This is a genomic window from Bradyrhizobium sp. SZCCT0148 (assembly GCF_018129985.1).
Classification (GTDB): Bacteria; Pseudomonadota; Alphaproteobacteria; order Rhizobiales; family Xanthobacteraceae; genus Bradyrhizobium; species Bradyrhizobium japonicum_H.
Window position 1 is genome coordinate 1168446 of the sequence record NZ_JAFCKT010000001.1, and the last position, 18390, is coordinate 1186835.

Below are 18390 nucleotides of genomic sequence, written 5' to 3' on the forward strand. Positions count from 1 at the left end.
GCGCGCATACTAGACTGGGCACTGACCTTTCGACCTGGAGCCTGCCGATGACGTCGCCCGAAGAGTTTTCACGGCTGCAATCCATGATGAGCCGAACGGTCAAGGATCACTGGAAGGCTTTCCTGTTCGAGGGCATCCTGCTTGCCATTCTCGGCGTCGCGGCGCTGATCCTGCCGCCGCTCGCAAGCCTTGCGATCACGATCTTCCTTGGCTGGATGTTCCTGATCAGCGGTATCGGCGGGTTGGTCGTGACTTACTGGGCGCGCAGCACGCCGGGATTCTGGTGGTCGCTGATCTCGGCTGCGCTCGCCGTGCTTGCCGGCCTGCTGCTGCTGGCCCGGCCGATGCAGGCCGTGCTGACGCTGACCATCGTGGTCGGCGCCTACTTCCTGGCCGAGGGTGTCACCACCATCATGTACGCGCTGGAGCATCGCCGCGAGCTCAGCGGCCGCTGGTCATGGCTTCTGATCTCGGGCCTCGTCGACATCGCGATCTCCTTCATGGTGATCACGGGACTGCCGAGCTCGGCGGAATGGGCCATCGGCGTCCTCGTCGGTATCAACCTCCTGTTCGGCGGCGCCAGCCTGATCGGCATGGCGTTGGCGGCGCGCAACAGCAACACCTGACCCGCCTCGTCACCTCCGCGCCGATTGGGGGGTGACAATCCGCCGATGGCGCGCTATATGCCGCTCCATGATCACCGTCGCCACCAGCTATTTTTGGTATTTTAGCTACGACAGCTCGCTGGCGGCAGGAGGATCGCGCTCAATCTGAATATTGAAGCAAACGTCCGAACAAGCCGCCAGACCTGGCGGCTTTTTTATTGGCCGGCAGGTTCGAAACAAACAGGAGCCCGCCGTGCTGAGCACGACCGACGATCTTCGTATCCGAGAACTGAAAGAGCTGAGCACGCCGGAAGAGGTGATGCAGGAAGTCCCGCGCACGCTCACCGCGACGCGGGTAGTGATGGCCTCGCGCAACGCCATCCACGCCATTCTGGCCGGCCAGGACGACCGCCTGCTGGTCGTTGTCGGCCCCTGCTCTGTGCATGACCCCAAAGCTGCGCTCGACTATGCCGAGCGCCTGGCGAGCTTGCGCGAAGAGCTCTCCGACCAGCTCGAAATCGTGATGCGGGTCTATTTCGAGAAGCCGCGCACCACCGTCGGCTGGAAGGGCCTGATCAACGATCCCGATCTGGACGGCAGCTTCGACATCAACAAGGGCCTGAGGCTGGCGCGCAACGTGCTGTCAGCTGTGAACAATCTCGGCCTGCCCGCCGGCACGGAATTCCTCGACATGACGACGCCGCAATACATCGCAGACCTCGTATCCTGGGCGGCCATCGGCGCTCGCACGACCGAGAGCCAGATTCATCGCGAGCTGGCCTCGGGCCTGTCCTGTCCGGTCGGCTTCAAGAACGGCACGGATGGCAATGTGCGGATCGCAGCAGACGCCGTGAAGTCGGCCGCGCATCCGCACCACTTCATGGCCGTGACCAAGCTCGGCCGCTCGGCGATCGCTTCGACCGCAGGCAACGAGGACTGCCACATCATCCTGCGCGGCGGCAGCAAGCCGAACTACGACGCGGCAAGTGTGGCGGCGGCCTGCAACGAGCTGACCAAATCCGGCGTCGCACCGCTGGTGATGGTGGATGCCAGCCACGCCAATTCGCACAAGAAGCCCGAGAACCAGCCGCTGGTGATGGCCGACATCGCCGGTCAGATCTCCGGCGGCGAGAACCGCATCATGGGCGTGATGATCGAGAGCAACCTCGTTGCCGGGCGCCAGGACGTCGTGCCGGGCAAGCCGCTCGTCTACGGCCAGAGCATCACCGATGGCTGCATCGATTGGGCAACCACCGCGACCGTGCTCGAGCAGCTTGCCGACGCGGTGGAGGTCCGCCGCAACCTCCGCGGAGCGGGCCTGCACGAGCGGTCGGCATAGCGGATGACGCGACGCAGCGTCGATCGCGGGACTGGCTATCAACCTCTCCCTGTCGGGGAGAGGTTGAGCCTCAGCAGCCGCGGCAGATGCTCTTGATCTTCTTGTCGAGCGCCTGGTTTTCCTTGCTGAGCGGATCGTTCGGATCGCTCAAATTCTTTTCATTCGGCACGTCGCTGGCGCGCGGCTGACGATGACCGACGGGTGCAGACGGCAGAGAGCCCGCCGACTGCCCGGACGTGGCGCCGCCTGACGTTGATCCCTTGCTCCCGGTCTGCGCGACCGCCGCGCCACCGAGCAAGACCGCGAGCGATGCTGCCACGATGATCTTCTTCATGTCTCGCCTCCATTCCTCAAACCAGCGTCGCCCGCTTTCACCGCTCACGTTCCGGGCGGGTAGAGATGAACGTCGCCGCAATAATCGACGATACGATAGCGCGTTTCGGTGTCGGCATCACGCGCGTCAGGTGCGGTATTTTGCTCCGCCAACACGTAGTTCGGTCCGACCGGCGACTTCCCGGCACCGCCGGGAATATCGATGACATAGTCGGGCTGACAGAGCCCCGACACCCGCCCCCGCAACTGCCGCATCAGGTCCTGCCCCTCCGCCAGGGTCGTCCGCAGATGGGCGGTGCCCGGCGCGAGATCGCCGTGATGCAGATAATAGGGCTTGATCCGGCATTCGACGAAAGCTCGCATCAAATCCGACAGAGCGGCGACGTTGTCATTGACCCCGCGCAAGAGCACGGACTGGCTCACCAGCGGAATGCCGGAATCGACGAGCCGCGCGCAGGCGGCGCGCGCCGTTTCCGTCAATTCCCGCGCATGGTTGACATGCACGGCCACCCAGGTGGTCGCACCCTCGACCTTGAGCGCCGCGACCATCTCGTTGCTGATCCGCGCGGGATCGGCGACCGGCACCCGTGTGTGAAGGCGGATGATCTTGACGTGATCGATCGCCGCGAGTTCGGCCATGATCTCGCCCATCCGGCGCGGCGACAGCATGAGGGGATCGCCGCCGGTCAAGATCACTTCCCAGATCTCGTGATGCGAACGGATGTAGTCGATCGCCGCGCGATAGGCGTTGTCCGACAGCGCATTCTCCTTGCCGGGGCCGACCATCTCGCGGCGGAAGCAGAAGCGGCAATAGACCGCGCAGACGTGAACGAGCTTGAACAACACACGATCGGGATAGCGGTGCACGATGCCGGAGACCGGCGAGTTCGGATGATCTCCGATCGGATCGGCATCCTCGCCCGGCTGCATCTCCAATTCGCTTGCACTCGGAACAAACTGAAGGGCGATGGGATCGTCGGGGTCGGACGGATCAATCAGTTCGACCAGTGCCGGCGTGATTGCCAAGGCATAGCGTGCGGCAACGCGCTCGAGCGCCGGCAGCGCTGCTGCGGGCGCCAGACCTTCGGCGACGAGCTCAGCCGGCTCGCGCAGAGTGCGTGCAGGGTTCGTTTTCGTCATGTCGCAGAAAATACTTCATTGGCAGGTGGCGTCCAAACCACCTGATCGATCCGCGATGCGCCGCTTGCCAGCATCACCAGCCGGTCGAGGCCAAGCGCGACACCGCTCGCCTCCGGCATTGCGGCGACCGCGGCCAGAAAATCCTCGTCGAGCGGATAGGCTTCCCCGTAGCGGCGCTGCTTCTCCGTCATCGATTCCGTAAAGCGCTTTCGAAGCTCTCCGGCATCGGTCAGTTCCCCAAAGCCGTTGGCGAGTTCGACGCCGCAGGCGTAGACCTCGAAGCGCTCGGCGACCCTGGGATCGTCAGTCTTCACCCGAGCCAACGCCGCCTCGGGAGATGGGTATTCGAACAAGATGGTCAAACGCCCCTGCCCCAGATGCGGCTCAACATGTTCGACCAGGACCTTGCTGAAGATATCCGACCAGGTGTCGTCCCCGGCCACACGGACCTTGCCGCTGGCCGCCTCAGCCAGCGCGGCACCGTTACCCTCGCCGTCCCTGATTGTCGACAGCAGGTCGATGCCGGCAAACCGTTCGAAGGCGCCCGCGACGGTCAGGAGCTCGGGCTCGGCGAAGGGATCGGCGGTCCGGCCGCGGAACGAGAAGGTCCCGATGCTGGTCGCCTGCGCGGCGCGGGCGATGACGACGACGCAATCGGCCATGATGGCGTCATAGGAGGCGCCCGCCCGATACCATTCCAGCATGGTGAATTCGGGCAGATGCAGGTCGCCGCGCTCGCGGTCCCGGAACACCCGGGCAAGCTCGAAAATCCGCGTCTCGCCCGCCGCCAGCAGCTTCTTGCAAGCGAATTCGGGCGAAGTCCGCAAATATCGGCTGGCCCGGCTGCCGTCCGGCCGCATGATCTCGGTCCGGGGGGCATGCAGATGGGTCTCGTTGCCCGGGGAAACCTGGAGGATGGAGGTTTCGACCTCCACGAACCCCTGCTCGGCAAAAAAGCCCCTGAGCGCCCCGGTAATGGCACTCCTGGCCTGCAAAAACGGCCGGCGATCAAGGTGCCTGCCAGGCGACCAGAATGGTGAGATGGGCTTGTCCCCAGCCATTACCCGACCGCCCCAGGTTCGAGCAAAATGCTGGCATCTAACGGCAAAATCAGTATGTTGCGGCCCGAAACGGGTGCCGCGGTCTGATTTGAGGCCCCAGGTCCTCCATCAATTTGATCACGTCCTGGCCGGTGCCGGGCCAAGCAAGCAGGAAATATAGCTTTGAGAGTCATCGCCAGTTCTATCCGCAAGGGCAACGTGATCGAGCAAGACGGCAAGCTTTATGTCGTCGTGAGCGCCGAGAACATCCATCCCGGCAAGGGCACCCCGGTCAGCCAGATCGAAATGCGCCGAATCTCGGACGGGGTAAAGATCTCCGAACGCTACAAGACCACCGACCAGGTCGAAAAGGCCACGATCGAGGAGCGCAACTACACCTTCCTGTATGAAGATGGCGACGGCTACCACTTCATGAACCCGGAGACCTACGATCAGGTCCAGGTTTCCAAGGACGTTGTCGGCGACGCGGCCGCGTATCTGCAACCGGACATGACCGTCAAGCTGTCGACCCACGATGTCAACGTGGTCTCGCTCGCGCTGCCGCAGCGTGTGACTTTGGAAGTGGTCGAGACCGAGCCGGTGACCAAGGGCCAGACCGCCTCGTCGTCGTACAAGCCGGCCGTGCTCTCCAACGGCGTGCGCACCACCGTGCCGCCGCACATCGCCGTCGGCACCCGCATCGTGGTCATGACCGAAGACGGCTCCTACTCCGAACGCGCCAAGGACTGACGGGGAACAGAGCGAGCGCAACAGGTACCGCCGGGGGGCGAGACAGTGGTTGGGAAGGGTTTCCGCTTCGTCTCGCTGCTCCTGGCGTCGCTTTCGCTCCTCAGCACCACTCCACTCGCTGCGGATGAATTCCGCAGCCCCTCGCTCACGGCCCTGCGCGTCGACTGGCGCGCAGCGCTCGACCAGCTCCGCACCGAGATCAACAGCCGCCCAAGGGTGGCGGGCGATTTCGTCTTTGCACCTCGCCGTTCGGTGCCGCGCTACGATCCGCGCGCGACGCCGGCACTGGTGCAACTTAACGCGGTCTCGTCGCGATTCTTCACCGGCATCACCCGCAGTCCCGTGCCCGTGCTGCTGCCGTTCGATGCCGCCGCTTACCTCGAGGCGCAGCGAGGCGGCGCGCCCGCGACGCTTGCGCTGTCGCGCTACCAGGCGGACTTCAATCCCGTTGACATGTTCGATGCCGGTCCCGCCGGCTACAGCGCGACCTTCTCGCTCGAGCCCGGCGCCGGCGACGGCATGCCGGCCCGGGTGTTCACGAGGCCGGTCGAAGTGCAGATTACAGGCTCGGCGCTCGTCTACGACATCGCCGATCCCGCCGGCGGCAAGGGCGAGCCAATCAAGCCGCTCGCGACGATCTACCCGGACTTGCGCAGGTTCATCCGGGAAGGCTATGTCCGTTACGCCTTCACCCGTTTCGGCGTCGCCTATGTGGTGTCGATCCAATGCCTCGACAGCGTTGCCAGGCCACGGCGGCTGGCCTGCAGGGAAGCCTCTCCGGTCGCCGAGCGCTTCCTGAAGGCCCTGCGTGTCGCCGGCGGCCAACGCATGCGGCCATTGACGGACATCGCCTCCAACATCCTCGATCGTCCGGCTGGGCGCTCACCGGACTTCAGCTACCGGCCGAGCGGCGACATCATCCCGAACACCGGTTATCGCAAGCAGGGCGGCCATCCCGACGCCATGGCCTATGCACAAATCCGCTTTCCGCTCGAGAAGGCTCCTGCCTTCGTCCGCTCGCAATCCTATGCCAAGCGCGACAAGAGTGAGAGCACGACCGCCTATCCCTGGCGCGACAATTTCTGCGAATCCCGCAGTTTCGAGGTCTGGCAATGCGCAGGCGGTTACGGCCATCAGGGCGAGGATATCCGCGCCGCCGACTGCCCGCCGCCCGGCGAAGGCCGCGAGCCCTGCGATCCCAAGCAGCGCGCCGTCGTCGCCGTGCGCGATGCCATCGTGATCCGCGCGTCCAAGGACCAGGCCGCGACGCTTCAGGTCAACAGCCGCACCGAACACATCCGCTTCCGCTACATGCACATGAATCCGCATGCCATGAACGCCGATGGCGTGCTCAATGGCCGCCTCGTCACCGAAGGCGAGAAGATCGGTGTGATCTCGAACTATCTCGACCATCCCGCCGGCACCTCGATGCATCTGCATTTCGATGTGCAGGTGTTTACGCGCGACGGCTGGATCTGGGTCAGCCCCTACGTCACGCTGGTCTCTGCTTACGAACGCCTGATCCGCGCCCGCGGCCGCGAGGTCGGCCCGGAGATCGCGGTCACGACGCAGCCGGTCGCACATGCGCTGCCCGAGGACGTGATGAAGCCAGACCTCCGCGAGGGGGCAGGCGGCGAAGAGAATTGAGAGCTTGCTCGCCTCCAAACAAGGGGCACAGCAATATGCAGTCGCGGACACCGCTGGCTCGAACGAACAAGGGATCGGGTTGATGAGTGTCGGACTGCTTGGGCTTCTCGACGATATCGCGGCGATTGCAAAGGTGGCAGCGGCATCGCTCGACGACGTGGCGGGCCAGGCTGCCAAAGCGGGCGCAAAGGCGGCCGGCGTGGTCATCGACGACGCAGCCGTCACGCCGAACTACGTCATCGGCTTTGCCGCAAAGCGCGAACTGCCGATCGTCGGCAAGATTGCGGTCGGATCGCTGCGCAACAAATTGCTGATTCTGCTGCCCGTTGCCCTGCTGCTCGGATATTTCCTTCCTACCGCGGTGACCCCGCTGCTCATGCTGGGCGGCGCCTTTCTCTGCTACGAAGGCGCCGAGAAGGTGCTCGAAGCCGTGATGCCCCATCATGCGCACCACGAGGCCCAGCTCCAGCCGACGGCGGCGGATGCCGGGTCGGTCGAGGACGAAAAGGTCGCGAGCGCCATCAAGACGGATTTCATTCTGTCGGCGGAGATCATGGCGATCACGCTGGCGGCTATCCCCGCAGGCAATATCTGGACCCAGGCATTGGTGCTGGCTTTGGTCGGCTTCGGTATCACGGTCGGTGTCTATGGCGTCGTGGCCCTGATCGTGAAGGCGGACGATGCCGGCGTGGCCCTCGCGCGCTACGACGGGACCTCCTTCATTGGCGCAGGGATCCGCTCGCTTGGACGCGCACTCGTCCGCGGCATGCCTGTCTTCCTGGCGGTGCTGAGTGCCATCGGCACCGCCGCCATGATCTGGGTTGGCGGCGGCATCATCCTGCACGGCATCGAAAAATACGGTCCGCCCATGGTCGGCCGCATGGTCCATGCTGCAACCGAGGCTGCCGCGCACGCCCTGCCCTTCGTTGCCGGCATCGTCGAATGGTCGGTCGAGGCGGCCATCTCAGGGATCGTTGGATTGCTTGTCGGCGCGGTTGCGATTCCGGCGGTCCAATATGGAGTCTCGCCGGCTTGGAAACGCTTGAAGGGCTTGCGGCAGCAAGCCTGAGCGCTACCGGCTATTATTCAAGCAACGTCGTAAGCTGCGCGCCCTCGTCGGCCACGAACACCGCGATCAATTCCGCGGGCTCGGTCAGGCTCGCGTTGGCCGAGACGAGATGTGTCGAGCCCGGCGGCTCGAAGAAGGATTGGCCGACACCGAACGTCTCGACAGGACCGCCGCCGAGCTGCGAGCGGATCTCGCCCTTGGTGATGTAGGCGGTCACCGATCCGGCGTGACGATGCGGGCGCGAGAATCCGCCAGGGCCATAGGTCACGCGCACGATGGTGACGCGCTTGCCCGGCACGTTCGGCAAGGCGTAGGAGCCGATTGGTTCGACCTTGTCGAGCGGCGAGCTCTCCGCCGCCGTGTTGCAGAGCGGCGCCAGCGCGCCGGAGACGGCATCCATCGTCAGCGGCAGCATCTTGCCGATCGCAAATGCGCAGGCAAGTCCTGCGACGACGGCGAGCGCCGTCGAACGTGATGGCGCCGGCCGTTGCACGGCAGATAGGTTCATTGCTGTCATCGTAACCTCCATTCGTGCTGGTCAGGATGCCGCGGCATTCGCGGCCACCGGCCGCGGCGCCGGCGTCCAGCGAAACGCCGCGCCGAAACGGTTCCAGACGTTGATTGAAGCGACCGCCGAGGTCAGGTACATCAGCTCGGTCTCGGAGAACTCCCGGGCAGCTTCGGCATAGACGTCCTCGCCCACGCCGTCGGGTAGCAAGGTCAGCGCCTCAGCCCAGGCCAGCGCCGCGCGCTCGCGCGGCGAGAAGATCGGCGCCTCGCGCCAGACCGCGACCAGATGGAGCTTGTCGACGGGCACGCCGATCTGTTCCGACAGCAGGACATGGTGCTGCACGCAGAAGGCACAGCCGTTGATCTGCGAGGCGCGCAGCTTGACGAGCTCGAGAAGCTGCTTGTCGAGGCCGGCCTTGGCCGCAAGCTGGCCCAGCGCGAGCACCAGATCATACGCATCGGACGCGATCTGCTTGAACTCCTCGTATTCACTGCGGGCATGTGACATTGCCTTCCACCTCGTCTAATATAAGATTGCTTACATCTTATAAGAGCTCTTATATGTTACGCAAGACACCGAACATCACGAGATCGAAATCCCGGGGCAAGACCGCCGAGCCTGGTCCCGTTCAGGTGCCCGCCCCGGGCGAAGGCAAGCGCGGCGAGCAAGGCTATCTCGGTTATCTCCTGCGCCAGGCCCATGCCGCGGTCCGCCTGACGATGGAGCGGACGCTTGCAGACCTCGGCGTGACATCGCCGCAATTTGCGGTGTTGACGATGCTGAATGCCTATCCGGGCCTGTCGGGCGCCGACGTGGCCCGTCTCACGTTCCTCACTCCGCAAACGGTCGGGGTCATCATCCGCAATCTCGAGCGCGACGGCGCGATCGTGATGACGCCTCACCCGGTCCACGGTCGTATCCAGCAATGGGCGCTGACCAAGCGCGGAACGACGTTATTGATGGCCTGCAGGGAACGCGTGATCGCGCTGGAGAAGCGCCTGGCTGGCGGCCTCGACGCCAAGGCCGAGGCGAGCGTTCGCCGCTGGCTCGCCAGCGTCGCGAAGGAGTTGCAGGAAGACTAGGGGAGGATCAGTCGCCCCCTCCGTCACACCCGCCGGCATCCGAGAGATCGCCGCTCGAACCGCCATCGCCGCCGCCTTGAATACCGCGGCCAAAGTTCTCGGCGATGATCATCAAGAGAACGACGAAGAGCCCGGCGCCGAAGGGCCAGGGATTGGCACGAATGATGTCGAAGAGCTCCCGCATGCCACATCCTACGCACACGCAAGCGAACCAACCGTAAAAAGACAGGCCCTAGACGTCAGAGTTAATCGAAAGCGCGGGAGCTGGTTAACCGTCCTTCAAGACATCCTTAACCTCACCATCGACCCAGGTCCCGTCCGCCGCGATGACTCGCACGCGGCTGTTGTCGGTGGCATTGACCAGAACATGCGAACTCACCCGGTCGCCACTCGGCTCCAGGTGCAAATCGGTCTCGGGCTTCCAGCTCAGTGTCGTCGCGAGATCGCCGGGAAAGATCTGCCATTGCGATCCGTCTTCGAGCTCGACGACGTGGCTCTCCGCATGCGCGCGTATCTTCATTCCACCCCGAATTCTCGATGTAGGGGAGCGGCCCCGGCGCTCAGGCCGGGGCCATTCCGTCAATCGTTGTCGTGGTGGATCACGGTCTTGCTGCGATTGCCGTACTCGTCTTCCTTCTTGATCACGGTGGTGCGGCTGGACGGCTCGCGTTCCCGGATGACCGTGGTGCGATCACGCTCGCGGACGCGATAGTCCGGCGACTGGCCGACCGTTACGCCAGCACCGACCGGGCCAACGTGAACACCGACTTCGTCGGCGAATGCAGGGGCCGCAATGGCGGTTACCACGGCGGCGGCGAACAGATATTTCCTCATCTCGTCCTCCTCGTTGTCGTGGGGTGGGAATGCCGGAGTGCGACACTTTGTTCCGCATGACCTGCCTATTCCGGGGGACCCGGAACCGGCTCACAGCGGCCATGTTTCCGGCTAGACTGGATCCATGAAACAAGCTGATTCCTCGGCCCATTACACCCGCCGCACAGTGCTAAAGTCCGTGCTCGGCGCGACCGCCGTCCTCGCGGCACCCGCAGGCGTCCTCGCAGCACCGCCGGGCTTCGACGAATGGCGCGAGAGCTTTCGCGCACGTGCCATGGCCAAAGGCATCTCGGCCGCGACCTGGCAGCGCGCGATGGCACGGGTCGAGCCCGACATGAGCGTGTTCAAGCAGATGCGCAGCCAGCCCGAATTCCACGAACAGGTCTGGCAATACATCAACCGCCGCGTCTCCGACTGGCGCATCATCAACGGCAAGATCGCGCTGAAGAACAACGAGGCGCTGCTGGCGCGCATCGAGCGGGATTTCGGTGTCGAGCGCGGCACCTTGCTGGCGCTGTGGGGCGTCGAGTCCGCCTATGGCGATCCCCTGGTGCAACAGAACCACATGACGCCGGTGTTTCCCTCCCTCGCCGCGCTTGCCTGGAACGAGCCGCGTCGCAAGGCCTATTGGGAGACCGAGCTGATCAACGCGCTCCGCATCGTCGACAAGGGCTGGAGCACGCCGGAGCAGATGCAGGGCTCCTGGGCCGGCGCGATGGGCCATTCGCAATGGATGCCGGAAGTCTGGCTCAACGTCGGCATCGACTACGACGGCGACGGCAAGGTGTCGCCGTTCGGCAAGCCGGACGACGCACTGGGCTCGACCGCGAAATATCTCGTCAACCGTGGCAAATGGCATCGCGGCGAGCATTGGGGCTACGAGGTGCGGGCGGCCGGCAATATGAGCGGCAGTCGCACCTATGCGGCTTGGGCATCTTCGGGCGTCACCCGCGCCGACGGCCAGCCGTTCCCGCAGCCGAACGCATCCGCGCAAATGTGGACGCCGGTCGCCGGCGGACCGACCTTCCTGCTGGGACCGAATTTCTACTCGGTGAAGAGCTACAACCCTTCCATGAATTATGCGCTCGCGATCTGTCATCTCGGCGACCGCTGCCTCGGCGGGCCGCCCTTCATCCAGCCCTTCCCCGGCTCCGAGCGCGCGCTGACGCTCGCCGAGGTGCAGGAAATGCAGACGCGATTGACGAAAGCCGGTTTCGACACCGGCGGCACCGACGGCCGGGTCGGCAACGACACCATGAAGGCGATCAAGGATTTCCAGCAGCGCGCGGGGATCACGCCTGCGGACGGTTATGGCGGGCTGAAGGTGCTGGCGAAGCTGCGACAGGGGTCGTAAGAGCCAGCGCCTCGCTCTGTCATTCCGGGGCGCGCCCTTGGCGCGAGCCCGGAATCCATTTCTCCGCATGACTTGCTGCACGATGGAGTCCGGGCTCGCGCTTCGCGCGCCCGGAATGACTACCAGTTCAGTGCCGGTACTGCGGCTCTTCCGCATCCAGCTGACGGCGGATCGCGGCGAGATGCAGCCGGGCGGATTCGGAATCGCCTTCACGCATCTGCCGGTAGGTCTCGGCCGCGATCGCGGGATCGACCGGCAGCACCTTGCGTCCCGTCGACATCGCCAGCACCTGCACCTCGGCGGCGCGTTCGAGATAATAGAGATCGTCCCAGGCTTCCGCGATGGTCGGGGCCAGCACCATCACGCCGTGATGCTTCATGAAAACGATATCGGCGTCGCCCACGGCCGAAGCGATCCGCGCGCCCTCGCGGTTGTCGAGCGCGAGGCCGTTGTAGTCGCGGTCGACCGCGGTGCGGCCGTAGAACTTCAGCGCGGTCTGGCCGGCCCAGATCAGAGGCTCGCCTTCGGTCATAGACAGCGCCGTCGCGTAGGGCATGTGGGTGTGGAACGCGACTTTGGCGCGCGGCAGCAACCTGTGCATCTCGGCGTGGATGAAAAACGCTGTTGCCTCCGGCACCCCCTCGCCGTCGAGCACATTGCCGTGGAAATCGCAGATCAACAGCTTCGAGGCCGTGATCTCGCGAAAGGCGTAACCATAGGGATTGACGAGAAACAGATCGTCATGGCCGGGCACCACGGCCGAGAAGTGGTTGCAGATGCCCTCCTCGAAACCGTTGCGCGCCGCCATGCGGAAGCAGGCGGCGAGATCCTCGCGCGCGGTGCGGATCGCATCGGTGGCGAGATCCGGCCGGTTCGAGCGGAATGGGGCGGGCGCGGGTGAGGAAGCGTGAAGGCTATGCGCCATGACGAAGAACACCTCTGTCGGTCGGAAGCTGTCCGCCTTGTACAGGGGCCGCGCGTGCACGTCAGCCCCTGTGCGTGCCACCCTGCCCTGCGCCCTCAGGCCCGCCGCGGCACACCGCCGGCATTCATGCCGCCGTCGATGACGAGTTCACTGCCCGTGACGTAGCGCGAGGCATCGGAGGCCAGATACAGCACGCCCGAAGCGATCTCTGCAGCCTGTCCGGCGCGACCGAGCGGGGTTGCGGCCCTGGCGCGCTCCTCGGGATCGATCGGCGCATTCTGGCCGGCGCCGGTCGCACCGGTCGGGATCTTGCCCCAGATCGGGGTGTCGATGATCCCGGGATGCACAGAATTGACCCGGATGCCGTCGCCGGCTGCCGCGCATTCCATCGCGATCGACTTGGCGAACAGCCGCACGCCGCCCTTGGTCGCCGAATAGGCCGACAGGCCCGGCGCGCCGCGCAGGCCCGCGAGCGAGGACATCATGATGATCGAACCGCCGCCATGCTTGCGCATCAGCGGCAGGCAATGCTTGACCGAGAGAAACACGCCGTCGAGGTTGATCGCGTTCTGCTTGCGCCAGTCTGCGAGCGTCATGTCGACGATCGAGGGCACGGCGATGCCGATGCCGGCATTGGAGACCATGACATCGAGCCGGCCATAGCGCTTGGCAATGTCGCCGACGATGTCGATCCAGCGCTCCTCGCTGGTGACGTCCTGCTCCAGGAAGATCGCCTTGCCGCCGGCTTTTGTCACGCGTTCGGCGAGCTCGGGTCCGCGCAGCTCATCGATGTCGGTGATGACGACGGTCGCGCCTTCGCGCGCGAACAGCTCGACGATGGCCTCGCCGATACCCGAGGCGCCGCCAGTCACCAGCGCGACCTTGCCCTCAACCTGCCCTGCCATGTTCACTCCCTTTTTTGTTGTGTGAGCGACCTATTGTATGCCGCATGATCCCCGCGCAAACGCGTGCCGCGTCTATCGCGTCAGATCTCGCGTTATCTAATCACGGATGGCCCCTGGTCCGGTAGCGCGACGTCGATGACACGGAATTGCACGCGCTCGGCGCCCTGGTAGCGATCGACCGAGAGCGAACCGGCGACATGCAATTGCTGGCCCCGGTTGGCGAGTAGCGCGTTGCCGAGCTTCTGGCCGATCGAGCGGAACGCGATGCCGTTGACGATGGCGCCGTCGCCCGACTTGAAGCGCAGACGCAGATGCGCCTGCCCGACCTCGTCGGCAAACACGAGCTGATGTGCCGGCAGCGCCAGCACGGCTTCCGGATTGCCGCTGCCGAACGGGCCGGCACGGTTTAGCGTCGCCGCAAGCTCCGGCGTCACGGCGCGCGCGGAGACCGCCCCGTCGATGTAGAGCTCGTTGACGTGGCGCGCCTCGGCGACGTCCCGCGCCAGCGCGTTCTCGAGATAGGCGCGAAATTCGGCGAGCTTCTCTTTCCGGAGCGTCACGCCCGCGGCCATCGCGTGGCCGCCGCCCTTCAGCAGAATGCCGTCAGTGACCGCCTGCCGCACGGCCTTGCCGATGTCGACGCCTGCGATCGAGCGCCCCGAGCCGGTGCCGATGCCGCCGGGCTCGAGCGCAATGGCGAAAGCGGGTCGCGAAAACTTTTCCTTCAGCCGGGAGGCAACGAGGCCGACGACGCCGGGGTGCCAGCCCTCGGACGCCGTGACGATGACGCTGAGCTTGTCCTCCAGCCCGATCGAGGCCAGCGCTTCGGCTTCGGCCTGCGCTTCGGCGGCCTGCTCGATGACGCGGCGCTCGCCGTTGAGGCGGTCGAGCTCGGCGGCGATCCGCGCGGCCTCGACGCTGTCGCCTTCGAGCAGCAATCGCACGCCGAGATCGGCGCGGCCGATGCGGCCGCCGGCGTTGATGCGCGGCCCCAGCATGAAGCCGAGATGCCAGGCCTCCGGCGGCCCGTTGAGCCGCGCCACATCCATCAACGCGGTATGGCCGACATGGTCGCGCCGCCGCATCGCGATCAGCCCCTTGGCGACGAAAGCGCGGTTGAGACCGATCAGGGGCGCGACGTCGGCAACCGTCCCGAGCGCGACGTGGTGCAGCATGCCGAGCAGATCCGGTTCAGGCATTTCCGCAGTCCAGAAACCGCGCTGGCGCAGCTCGCGATTGACCGCAACCAGCGTCACCAGCACGAGACCGACCGCGGCGAGATGGCCGAGGCCGGAGAGATCGTCGAGCCGGTTCGGATTGACCAGGGCATCGACCTCCGGCAGCTCCGTGCCGGCCTGGTGATGGTCGATCACGACAACGGACATGCCGAGGCGCTTGGCTTCCGCAAGCGGCTCGATGCTGGTGGTGCCGCAATCGACGGTGACGAGCAGCGTGGCGCCCTTGGCCGCCAGCCCGCGGACCGCTTCGACGTTGGGGCCATAGCCCTCGAAAATGCGGTCGGGAATGTGGATCAGCGGATCGAGCCCGCAATGGCGCAGGTGCCAGGTCAGCAAAGCCGCCGAGGTCGCGCCGTCGACGTCGTAATCCCCGAAGATCGCGACCTTCTCACCCTTCACCGCAGCATCCGCGATCCGCTTCGCCGCGGCCTCCATCTCCGTCACGGTAAAGGGGTCCGGCATGAGCTTGCGGATGGTCGGATCGAGAAAGTCGGGCACCGCGTCGATGTCGACGCCGCGGCCGGCCAGCACCCGGGCCAGCAGTTCGGGAAGCTGGTGCCGCTGCACGATCGCGAGCGCCTGGGCCGCCCCGCGGGCATCCAGCCGGTCGCGCCAAAGCTTGTCGGTCAGCGAACGCGCGACGCCGAGAAAGGCCTGGGGCGATTCGACGGGCAACGCTGTTGCGGGCGGCGTCATGGGTTGCAGTCGGTTTGAGGGACCCGTGATCGACGGTCTTGCGCCGGTCGGCTGTGCAGGACGATTGGCCCGGAATCCCCCGGCATTTGCAATCTCCGCACCGCACAAAGCGGTGGATTGCCGATTTGCCAGGTCGATTGACTATCATTTGGGCATTCCGCGGAACAGCAAATTAAGCGGGCGTTAGGCGGAATCTTCGAAAAAGAATCGTATTCGATCTGTCAGCGATTGGTCCGGGTTCGTTGCAGATCAGACCTCATTGCCAAGGGAAGTCCCCGATGTCTGCTGCGCTGGGTCTGAAGGCCAAGCCGATCGCCCCCGAACCCGCTGAGGACGATTCCGACATTTCCGCGCTGATCAACCGCCTGACTGCGGAGGTCAACCAGATCGCGGTCGACAAGACCAAGTCGATCCAGCAGATCACCAACCAAATGAAGATGCTGGCGCTGAACGCGCTGATCGAAAGCTCGCGCGCCGGCGCGCAAGGCGCGGGCTTTGCGGTGGTGGCGCAAGAGGTCCGCGGCGTCGGCCAGCAGGTCGAGACCATCGCCCGCGAACTCGAAAGCCAATTGACGAAGCGGACCGGCGATCTCGTCTCGTCGATCGAGCGCATGAGCCAGCGTTCGCGCGGCGAACGCATGATGGATCTGTCGCTGAACGCAATCGAACTGATCGACCGCAACCTCTATGAGCGCACCTGCGACGTACGCTGGTGGGCGACCGATTCCGCGGTGGTCGATTGCGCCGCCTCGCCCGGCGCTGAGGCCGTCTCGCACGCCTCGCAGCGCCTGGGCGTGATCCTCGGGGCCTACACCGTCTATCTCGACCTCTGGCTCTGCGACCTCGACGGCAACGTCATCGCCAACGGCCGTGCCGACCGCTTCCGAGTCGTCGGCCAGAACGTCGCCCACACCAAATGGTTTCGCGAGGCGAAGACCTTGCGCTCCGGTGACGACTACGTTGCCGGCGACGTCGAGAACCAGCCGTTGCTCGGCAACGCACAAGTGGCGACCTATTGCGCCAGTGTCCGCGCCGGCGGCCAGGCCAACGGCGCGCCGATCGGCGTGCTCGCCATCCATTTCGACTGGGAGCCGCAGGCCCGCGCCATCGTGCAGGGTGTGCGCGTCGGCGACAGCGACAAGGCCCGCGTTCTGCTGGTCGATTCGAATTTCCGCGTGATCGCGGCGTCCGACGGCCAGGGCATCCTCAGCGAGCGCATCTCGATCTCGCTGAACGGTCAGCGATCGGGCTTCTACCACGACCGCACCGGTGGGCTGATCGCCTTCCATGCGACGCCCGGCTACGAGACTTATCGCGGCCTCGGCTGGTATGGCGTGATCGTCTGCGGTGCGTGATGCGGCAGACTCGCTAAAAATGCGAAAACAACCCCATGCACAGTAGCTAGAGGATTGTTTTTACTAGCTTTTTCATTTGAATTTTTTCGCCTTTCCCCCGGAAATTTTGACACGACGGGCAAAACATTGGCAGGCTGCGATCTTCGCAGAATGTGTTGCGGCACGAGGGAATGCCCCCTAGCGGCTTTGTGAAATCACACCCCGGCTTCTGAAGCATTTTCCGGCAAGCCGCGCCCGTTACGGGCAAGAGCCCGGCGCCCTTGTTCGACTAGAGTCGCTTCGCATCACGTTCATCGACGTGAGCGCGCGAATTCGCACTGGCATTGGCCATCTCTCGCGCACGTCACATAGCAAGGAGACAGCCCATGAAGATCGTCGTGATCGGCGGAACCGGATTGATCGGGTCCAAGCTCGTGGCGCGGCTCAGGCAGCAAGGCCATGAGGCTGTGGCAGCTTCACCGAAATCAGGCGTCGATGCCGTGACCGGGGATGGTCTCGCCGCGGCTCTGACAGGCGCGGATGTCGTCGTCGACGTCGCCAATGCGCCATCGTGGGAGCCCGCCGCCGTGCTCGACTTCTTCGCGCGGTCGAGCAGGAATTTGGTGGCGGCAGAAGCCGCCGCCGCCGTGAAGCATCACGTGGTCCTGTCGATCGTCGGAACCGAACGGTCGCCCGACAACGCATACTTCCGTGCCAAGCTTGCCCAGGAAACAATCGTCAAGTCATCCTCGGTCCCCTACTCGATCGTGCGCGCCACCCAATTCTTCGAATTCCTCGGCGCTATCGCCGACATGGGTGCGATCGACGGCAGGATCGTCGTTCCCTCGGCCTCGTTTCAGCCGATCGCCGCCGACGACGTCGTCGCTCGCCTCGCGGAGGTCGCAACCGGGACGCCGCTCAACGGCACGATCGACATCGCAGGCTCCGAGAAGGCCCCCTTCAATGACTTCATCGCACGCCGCCTGAAGGCGTCGGGCGACGCCCGTCCCGTGGTCGGAGACCCGAAGGCGCCCTATTACGGCGGCCCGATTGACGACACATCGCTGGTCCCGCTCGGCGAGGCACGCCTCGGACCAACGAAGCTCGCAACATGGCTCGCTGGCCTCTGAGATCGGCAATCACGAAACCCACCGCAGATAAGGAGATCCCATGCGCAGATTGCTGATCGCGACAGCGATTTATGCCGCATCATTGCTGCCGGTCCACGCAGCCGAGCCGGCAGCGCCATTGGCGAAAGTCACGGTCGTCTTCGACCAGGCACTGCCCAACGTTCCCGGCAAGAGCATGAAGGGCGTGCTGGTCGAGTACGGTCCAGGAGGCTCGTCGCCGGCCCACATCCACGCGCCTTCCGCTTTCATCTACGCCACGGTGCTGGAAGGCGCGATCCGCAGTCAGGTCAATGACGGCCCCGCCAAGGTCTTTCACAAGGGAGAAAACTTTGCCGAACACCCCGGTGACCGCCACGGCATCAGCGCGAATGCCAGCGCCACCGAGCCTGCCAAACTGCTGGCCGTGTTCGTGGTGGACACGACGGACAAGGAGTTGACGACGCCGATTGCGAAATAGT

At 64.9% G+C, this 18390-nt stretch carries 21 protein-coding genes; 10 read left to right on the plus strand and 11 right to left on the minus strand.

All coding sequences use genetic code 11. The features are described from left to right. Window positions 1–47: 47 nt before the first annotated feature. Complete coding sequence (locus JQ580_RS05665; RefSeq protein WP_212278688.1) at window positions 48–626, plus strand: HdeD family acid-resistance protein; 579 nt, start codon at window positions 48–50, stop codon at window positions 624–626. A 232-nt stretch (window positions 627–858) separates the two neighbouring features. Continuing rightward, a complete protein-coding gene (locus JQ580_RS05670; RefSeq protein ID WP_212278689.1) occupies window positions 859–1944 on the plus strand; it encodes a 3-deoxy-7-phosphoheptulonate synthase in 1086 nt (361 codons plus the stop codon). Window positions 1945–2014: 70 nt separating this feature from the next. Here the strand turns inward: JQ580_RS05670 and JQ580_RS05675 are convergent, their stop codons facing one another. The 3 genes from JQ580_RS05675 to epmA are packed head-to-tail and all read right to left on the minus strand — an operon-like array spanning window position 2015 to window position 4478. Beyond that, window positions 2015–2278, minus strand: a complete 264-nt coding sequence (locus JQ580_RS05675) for a hypothetical protein (RefSeq protein WP_212278690.1) — start codon at window positions 2276–2278, stop codon at window positions 2015–2017. Between the two features lie 44 nt (window positions 2279–2322). Continuing rightward, the gene (locus JQ580_RS05680; RefSeq protein ID WP_212278691.1) at window positions 2323–3417 is read right to left on the minus strand and encodes a lysine-2,3-aminomutase-like protein; all 1095 of its coding nucleotides are present in this window, start codon (window positions 3415–3417) and stop codon (window positions 2323–2325) included. After that, a complete protein-coding gene (gene epmA / locus JQ580_RS05685; RefSeq protein WP_212278692.1) occupies window positions 3414–4478 on the minus strand; it encodes an EF-P lysine aminoacylase EpmA in 1065 nt (354 codons plus the stop codon). Before epmA ends, JQ580_RS05680 begins: the two co-directional genes overlap by 4 nt. Before the next feature lie 162 nt (window positions 4479–4640). Here epmA and efp point away from each other — a divergent pair, with 162 nt between their 5' ends. The 3 genes from efp (at window position 4641) to JQ580_RS05700 (ending at window position 7923) form a co-directional block, all read left to right on the plus strand. Continuing rightward, the gene (gene efp / locus JQ580_RS05690; protein WP_063194360.1) at window positions 4641–5207 is read left to right on the plus strand and encodes an elongation factor P; all 567 of its coding nucleotides are present in this window, start codon (window positions 4641–4643) and stop codon (window positions 5205–5207) included. A gap of 45 nt (window positions 5208–5252) precedes the next feature. Continuing rightward, a complete protein-coding gene (locus JQ580_RS05695) occupies window positions 5253–6854 on the plus strand; it encodes a M23 family peptidase (RefSeq protein WP_212278693.1) in 1602 nt (533 codons plus the stop codon). An 82-nt stretch (window positions 6855–6936) separates the two neighbouring features. Next, entirely contained in the window at window positions 6937–7923 is a 987-nt protein-coding gene (locus JQ580_RS05700; protein ID WP_212278694.1) for a DUF808 domain-containing protein, read from the plus strand. 13 nt (window positions 7924–7936) lie between these two features. On the opposite strand, the gene JQ580_RS05705 is transcribed toward JQ580_RS05700, so the two are convergent. Together JQ580_RS05705 and JQ580_RS05710 are read right to left on the minus strand one after the other, a co-directional pair. Beyond that, window positions 7937–8440, minus strand: a complete 504-nt coding sequence (locus tag JQ580_RS05705) for a cupin domain-containing protein (RefSeq protein WP_212278695.1) — start codon at window positions 8438–8440, stop codon at window positions 7937–7939. Between the two features lie 21 nt (window positions 8441–8461). Further along, window positions 8462–8941, minus strand: a complete 480-nt coding sequence (locus JQ580_RS05710; protein WP_212278696.1) for a carboxymuconolactone decarboxylase family protein — start codon at window positions 8939–8941, stop codon at window positions 8462–8464. 53 nt (window positions 8942–8994) lie between these two features. On the opposite strand from JQ580_RS05710, the gene JQ580_RS05715 reads away from it, so the two are divergent. Beyond that, complete coding sequence (locus tag JQ580_RS05715) at window positions 8995–9516, plus strand: MarR family winged helix-turn-helix transcriptional regulator (RefSeq protein ID WP_212278697.1); 522 nt, start codon at window positions 8995–8997, stop codon at window positions 9514–9516. A gap of 7 nt (window positions 9517–9523) precedes the next feature. Here JQ580_RS05715 and JQ580_RS05720 read toward each other — a convergent pair whose 3' ends face one another. The 3 genes from JQ580_RS05720 to JQ580_RS05730 form a co-directional block, all read right to left on the minus strand. Then, window positions 9524–9700: a hypothetical protein gene (locus JQ580_RS05720; RefSeq protein ID WP_212278698.1), complete on the minus strand. Its 177-nt coding sequence runs from the start codon at window positions 9698–9700 to the stop codon at window positions 9524–9526. An 84-nt stretch (window positions 9701–9784) separates the two neighbouring features. Then, window positions 9785–10036, minus strand: a complete 252-nt coding sequence (locus JQ580_RS05725) for a hypothetical protein (protein WP_212278699.1) — start codon at window positions 10034–10036, stop codon at window positions 9785–9787. Between the two features lie 59 nt (window positions 10037–10095). Beyond that, window positions 10096–10350, minus strand: a complete 255-nt coding sequence (locus tag JQ580_RS05730) for a hypothetical protein (protein WP_212278700.1) — start codon at window positions 10348–10350, stop codon at window positions 10096–10098. Window positions 10351–10474: 124 nt separating this feature from the next. On the opposite strand from JQ580_RS05730, the gene JQ580_RS05735 reads away from it, so the two are divergent. Next, window positions 10475–11704: a lytic murein transglycosylase gene (locus tag JQ580_RS05735; protein ID WP_212278701.1), complete on the plus strand. Its 1230-nt coding sequence runs from the start codon at window positions 10475–10477 to the stop codon at window positions 11702–11704. 127 nt (window positions 11705–11831) lie between these two features. Here JQ580_RS05735 and JQ580_RS05740 read toward each other — a convergent pair whose 3' ends face one another. The 3 genes from JQ580_RS05740 to recJ form a co-directional block, all read right to left on the minus strand. Next, window positions 11832–12629 (minus strand): aldolase, encoded by a 798-nt coding sequence (locus tag JQ580_RS05740; protein ID WP_212279222.1) that lies wholly within the window; start codon window positions 12627–12629, stop codon window positions 11832–11834. A gap of 95 nt (window positions 12630–12724) precedes the next feature. After that, the gene (locus JQ580_RS05745; protein ID WP_212278702.1) at window positions 12725–13534 is read right to left on the minus strand and encodes an SDR family NAD(P)-dependent oxidoreductase; all 810 of its coding nucleotides are present in this window, start codon (window positions 13532–13534) and stop codon (window positions 12725–12727) included. Window positions 13535–13626: 92 nt separating this feature from the next. Further along, window positions 13627–15468 (minus strand): single-stranded-DNA-specific exonuclease RecJ, encoded by a 1842-nt coding sequence (gene recJ, locus JQ580_RS05750; RefSeq protein ID WP_212278703.1) that lies wholly within the window; start codon window positions 15466–15468, stop codon window positions 13627–13629. Window positions 15469–15746: 278 nt separating this feature from the next. On the opposite strand from recJ, the gene JQ580_RS05755 reads away from it, so the two are divergent. From JQ580_RS05755 to JQ580_RS05765, 3 genes are all read left to right on the plus strand, one after another. Then, window positions 15747–16823, plus strand: a complete 1077-nt coding sequence (locus JQ580_RS05755) for a methyl-accepting chemotaxis protein (RefSeq protein WP_212278704.1) — start codon at window positions 15747–15749, stop codon at window positions 16821–16823. Window positions 16824–17188: 365 nt separating this feature from the next. Then, the gene (locus tag JQ580_RS05760) at window positions 17189–17932 is read left to right on the plus strand and encodes an SDR family oxidoreductase (RefSeq protein WP_212278705.1); all 744 of its coding nucleotides are present in this window, start codon (window positions 17189–17191) and stop codon (window positions 17930–17932) included. 40 nt (window positions 17933–17972) lie between these two features. After that, a complete protein-coding gene (locus JQ580_RS05765) occupies window positions 17973–18389 on the plus strand; it encodes a cupin domain-containing protein (RefSeq protein WP_212278706.1) in 417 nt (138 codons plus the stop codon). Window position 18390 lies beyond the last annotated feature (1 nt).

Coding starts and splice junctions, on each gene's coding strand:
- JQ580_RS05755 (WP_212278704.1), top strand. CDS start 15,747: ATGTCTGCTGCGCTGGGTCTGAAGGCCAAGCCGATCGCCCCCGAACCC.
- JQ580_RS05745 (WP_212278702.1), bottom strand. CDS start 13,534: ATGGCAGGGCAGGTTGAGGGCAAGGTCGCGCTGGTGACTGGCGGCGCC.
- JQ580_RS05765 (WP_212278706.1), top strand. CDS start 17,973: ATGCGCAGATTGCTGATCGCGACAGCGATTTATGCCGCATCATTGCTG.
- JQ580_RS05715 (WP_212278697.1), top strand. CDS start 8,995: ATGTTACGCAAGACACCGAACATCACGAGATCGAAATCCCGGGGCAAG.
- JQ580_RS05720 (WP_212278698.1), bottom strand. CDS start 9,700: ATGCGGGAGCTCTTCGACATCATTCGTGCCAATCCCTGGCCCTTCGGC.
- JQ580_RS05760 (WP_212278705.1), top strand. CDS start 17,189: ATGAAGATCGTCGTGATCGGCGGAACCGGATTGATCGGGTCCAAGCTC.
- JQ580_RS05710 (WP_212278696.1), bottom strand. CDS start 8,941: ATGTCACATGCCCGCAGTGAATACGAGGAGTTCAAGCAGATCGCGTCC.
- JQ580_RS05730 (WP_212278700.1), bottom strand. CDS start 10,350: ATGAGGAAATATCTGTTCGCCGCCGCCGTGGTAACCGCCATTGCGGCC.
- JQ580_RS05725 (WP_212278699.1), bottom strand. CDS start 10,036: ATGAAGATACGCGCGCATGCGGAGAGCCACGTCGTCGAGCTCGAAGAC.
- recJ (WP_212278703.1), bottom strand. CDS start 15,468: ATGACGCCGCCCGCAACAGCGTTGCCCGTCGAATCGCCCCAGGCCTTT.
- JQ580_RS05665 (WP_212278688.1), top strand. CDS start 48: ATGACGTCGCCCGAAGAGTTTTCACGGCTGCAATCCATGATGAGCCGA.
- JQ580_RS05740 (WP_212279222.1), bottom strand. CDS start 12,629: ATGGCGCATAGCCTTCACGCTTCCTCACCCGCGCCCGCCCCATTCCGC.
- JQ580_RS05705 (WP_212278695.1), bottom strand. CDS start 8,440: ATGACAGCAATGAACCTATCTGCCGTGCAACGGCCGGCGCCATCACGT.
- JQ580_RS05700 (WP_212278694.1), top strand. CDS start 6,937: ATGAGTGTCGGACTGCTTGGGCTTCTCGACGATATCGCGGCGATTGCA.
- epmA (WP_212278692.1), bottom strand. CDS start 4,478: ATGGCTGGGGACAAGCCCATCTCACCATTCTGGTCGCCTGGCAGGCAC.
- JQ580_RS05735 (WP_212278701.1), top strand. CDS start 10,475: ATGAAACAAGCTGATTCCTCGGCCCATTACACCCGCCGCACAGTGCTA.
- JQ580_RS05680 (WP_212278691.1), bottom strand. CDS start 3,417: ATGACGAAAACGAACCCTGCACGCACTCTGCGCGAGCCGGCTGAGCTC.
- JQ580_RS05675 (WP_212278690.1), bottom strand. CDS start 2,278: ATGAAGAAGATCATCGTGGCAGCATCGCTCGCGGTCTTGCTCGGTGGC.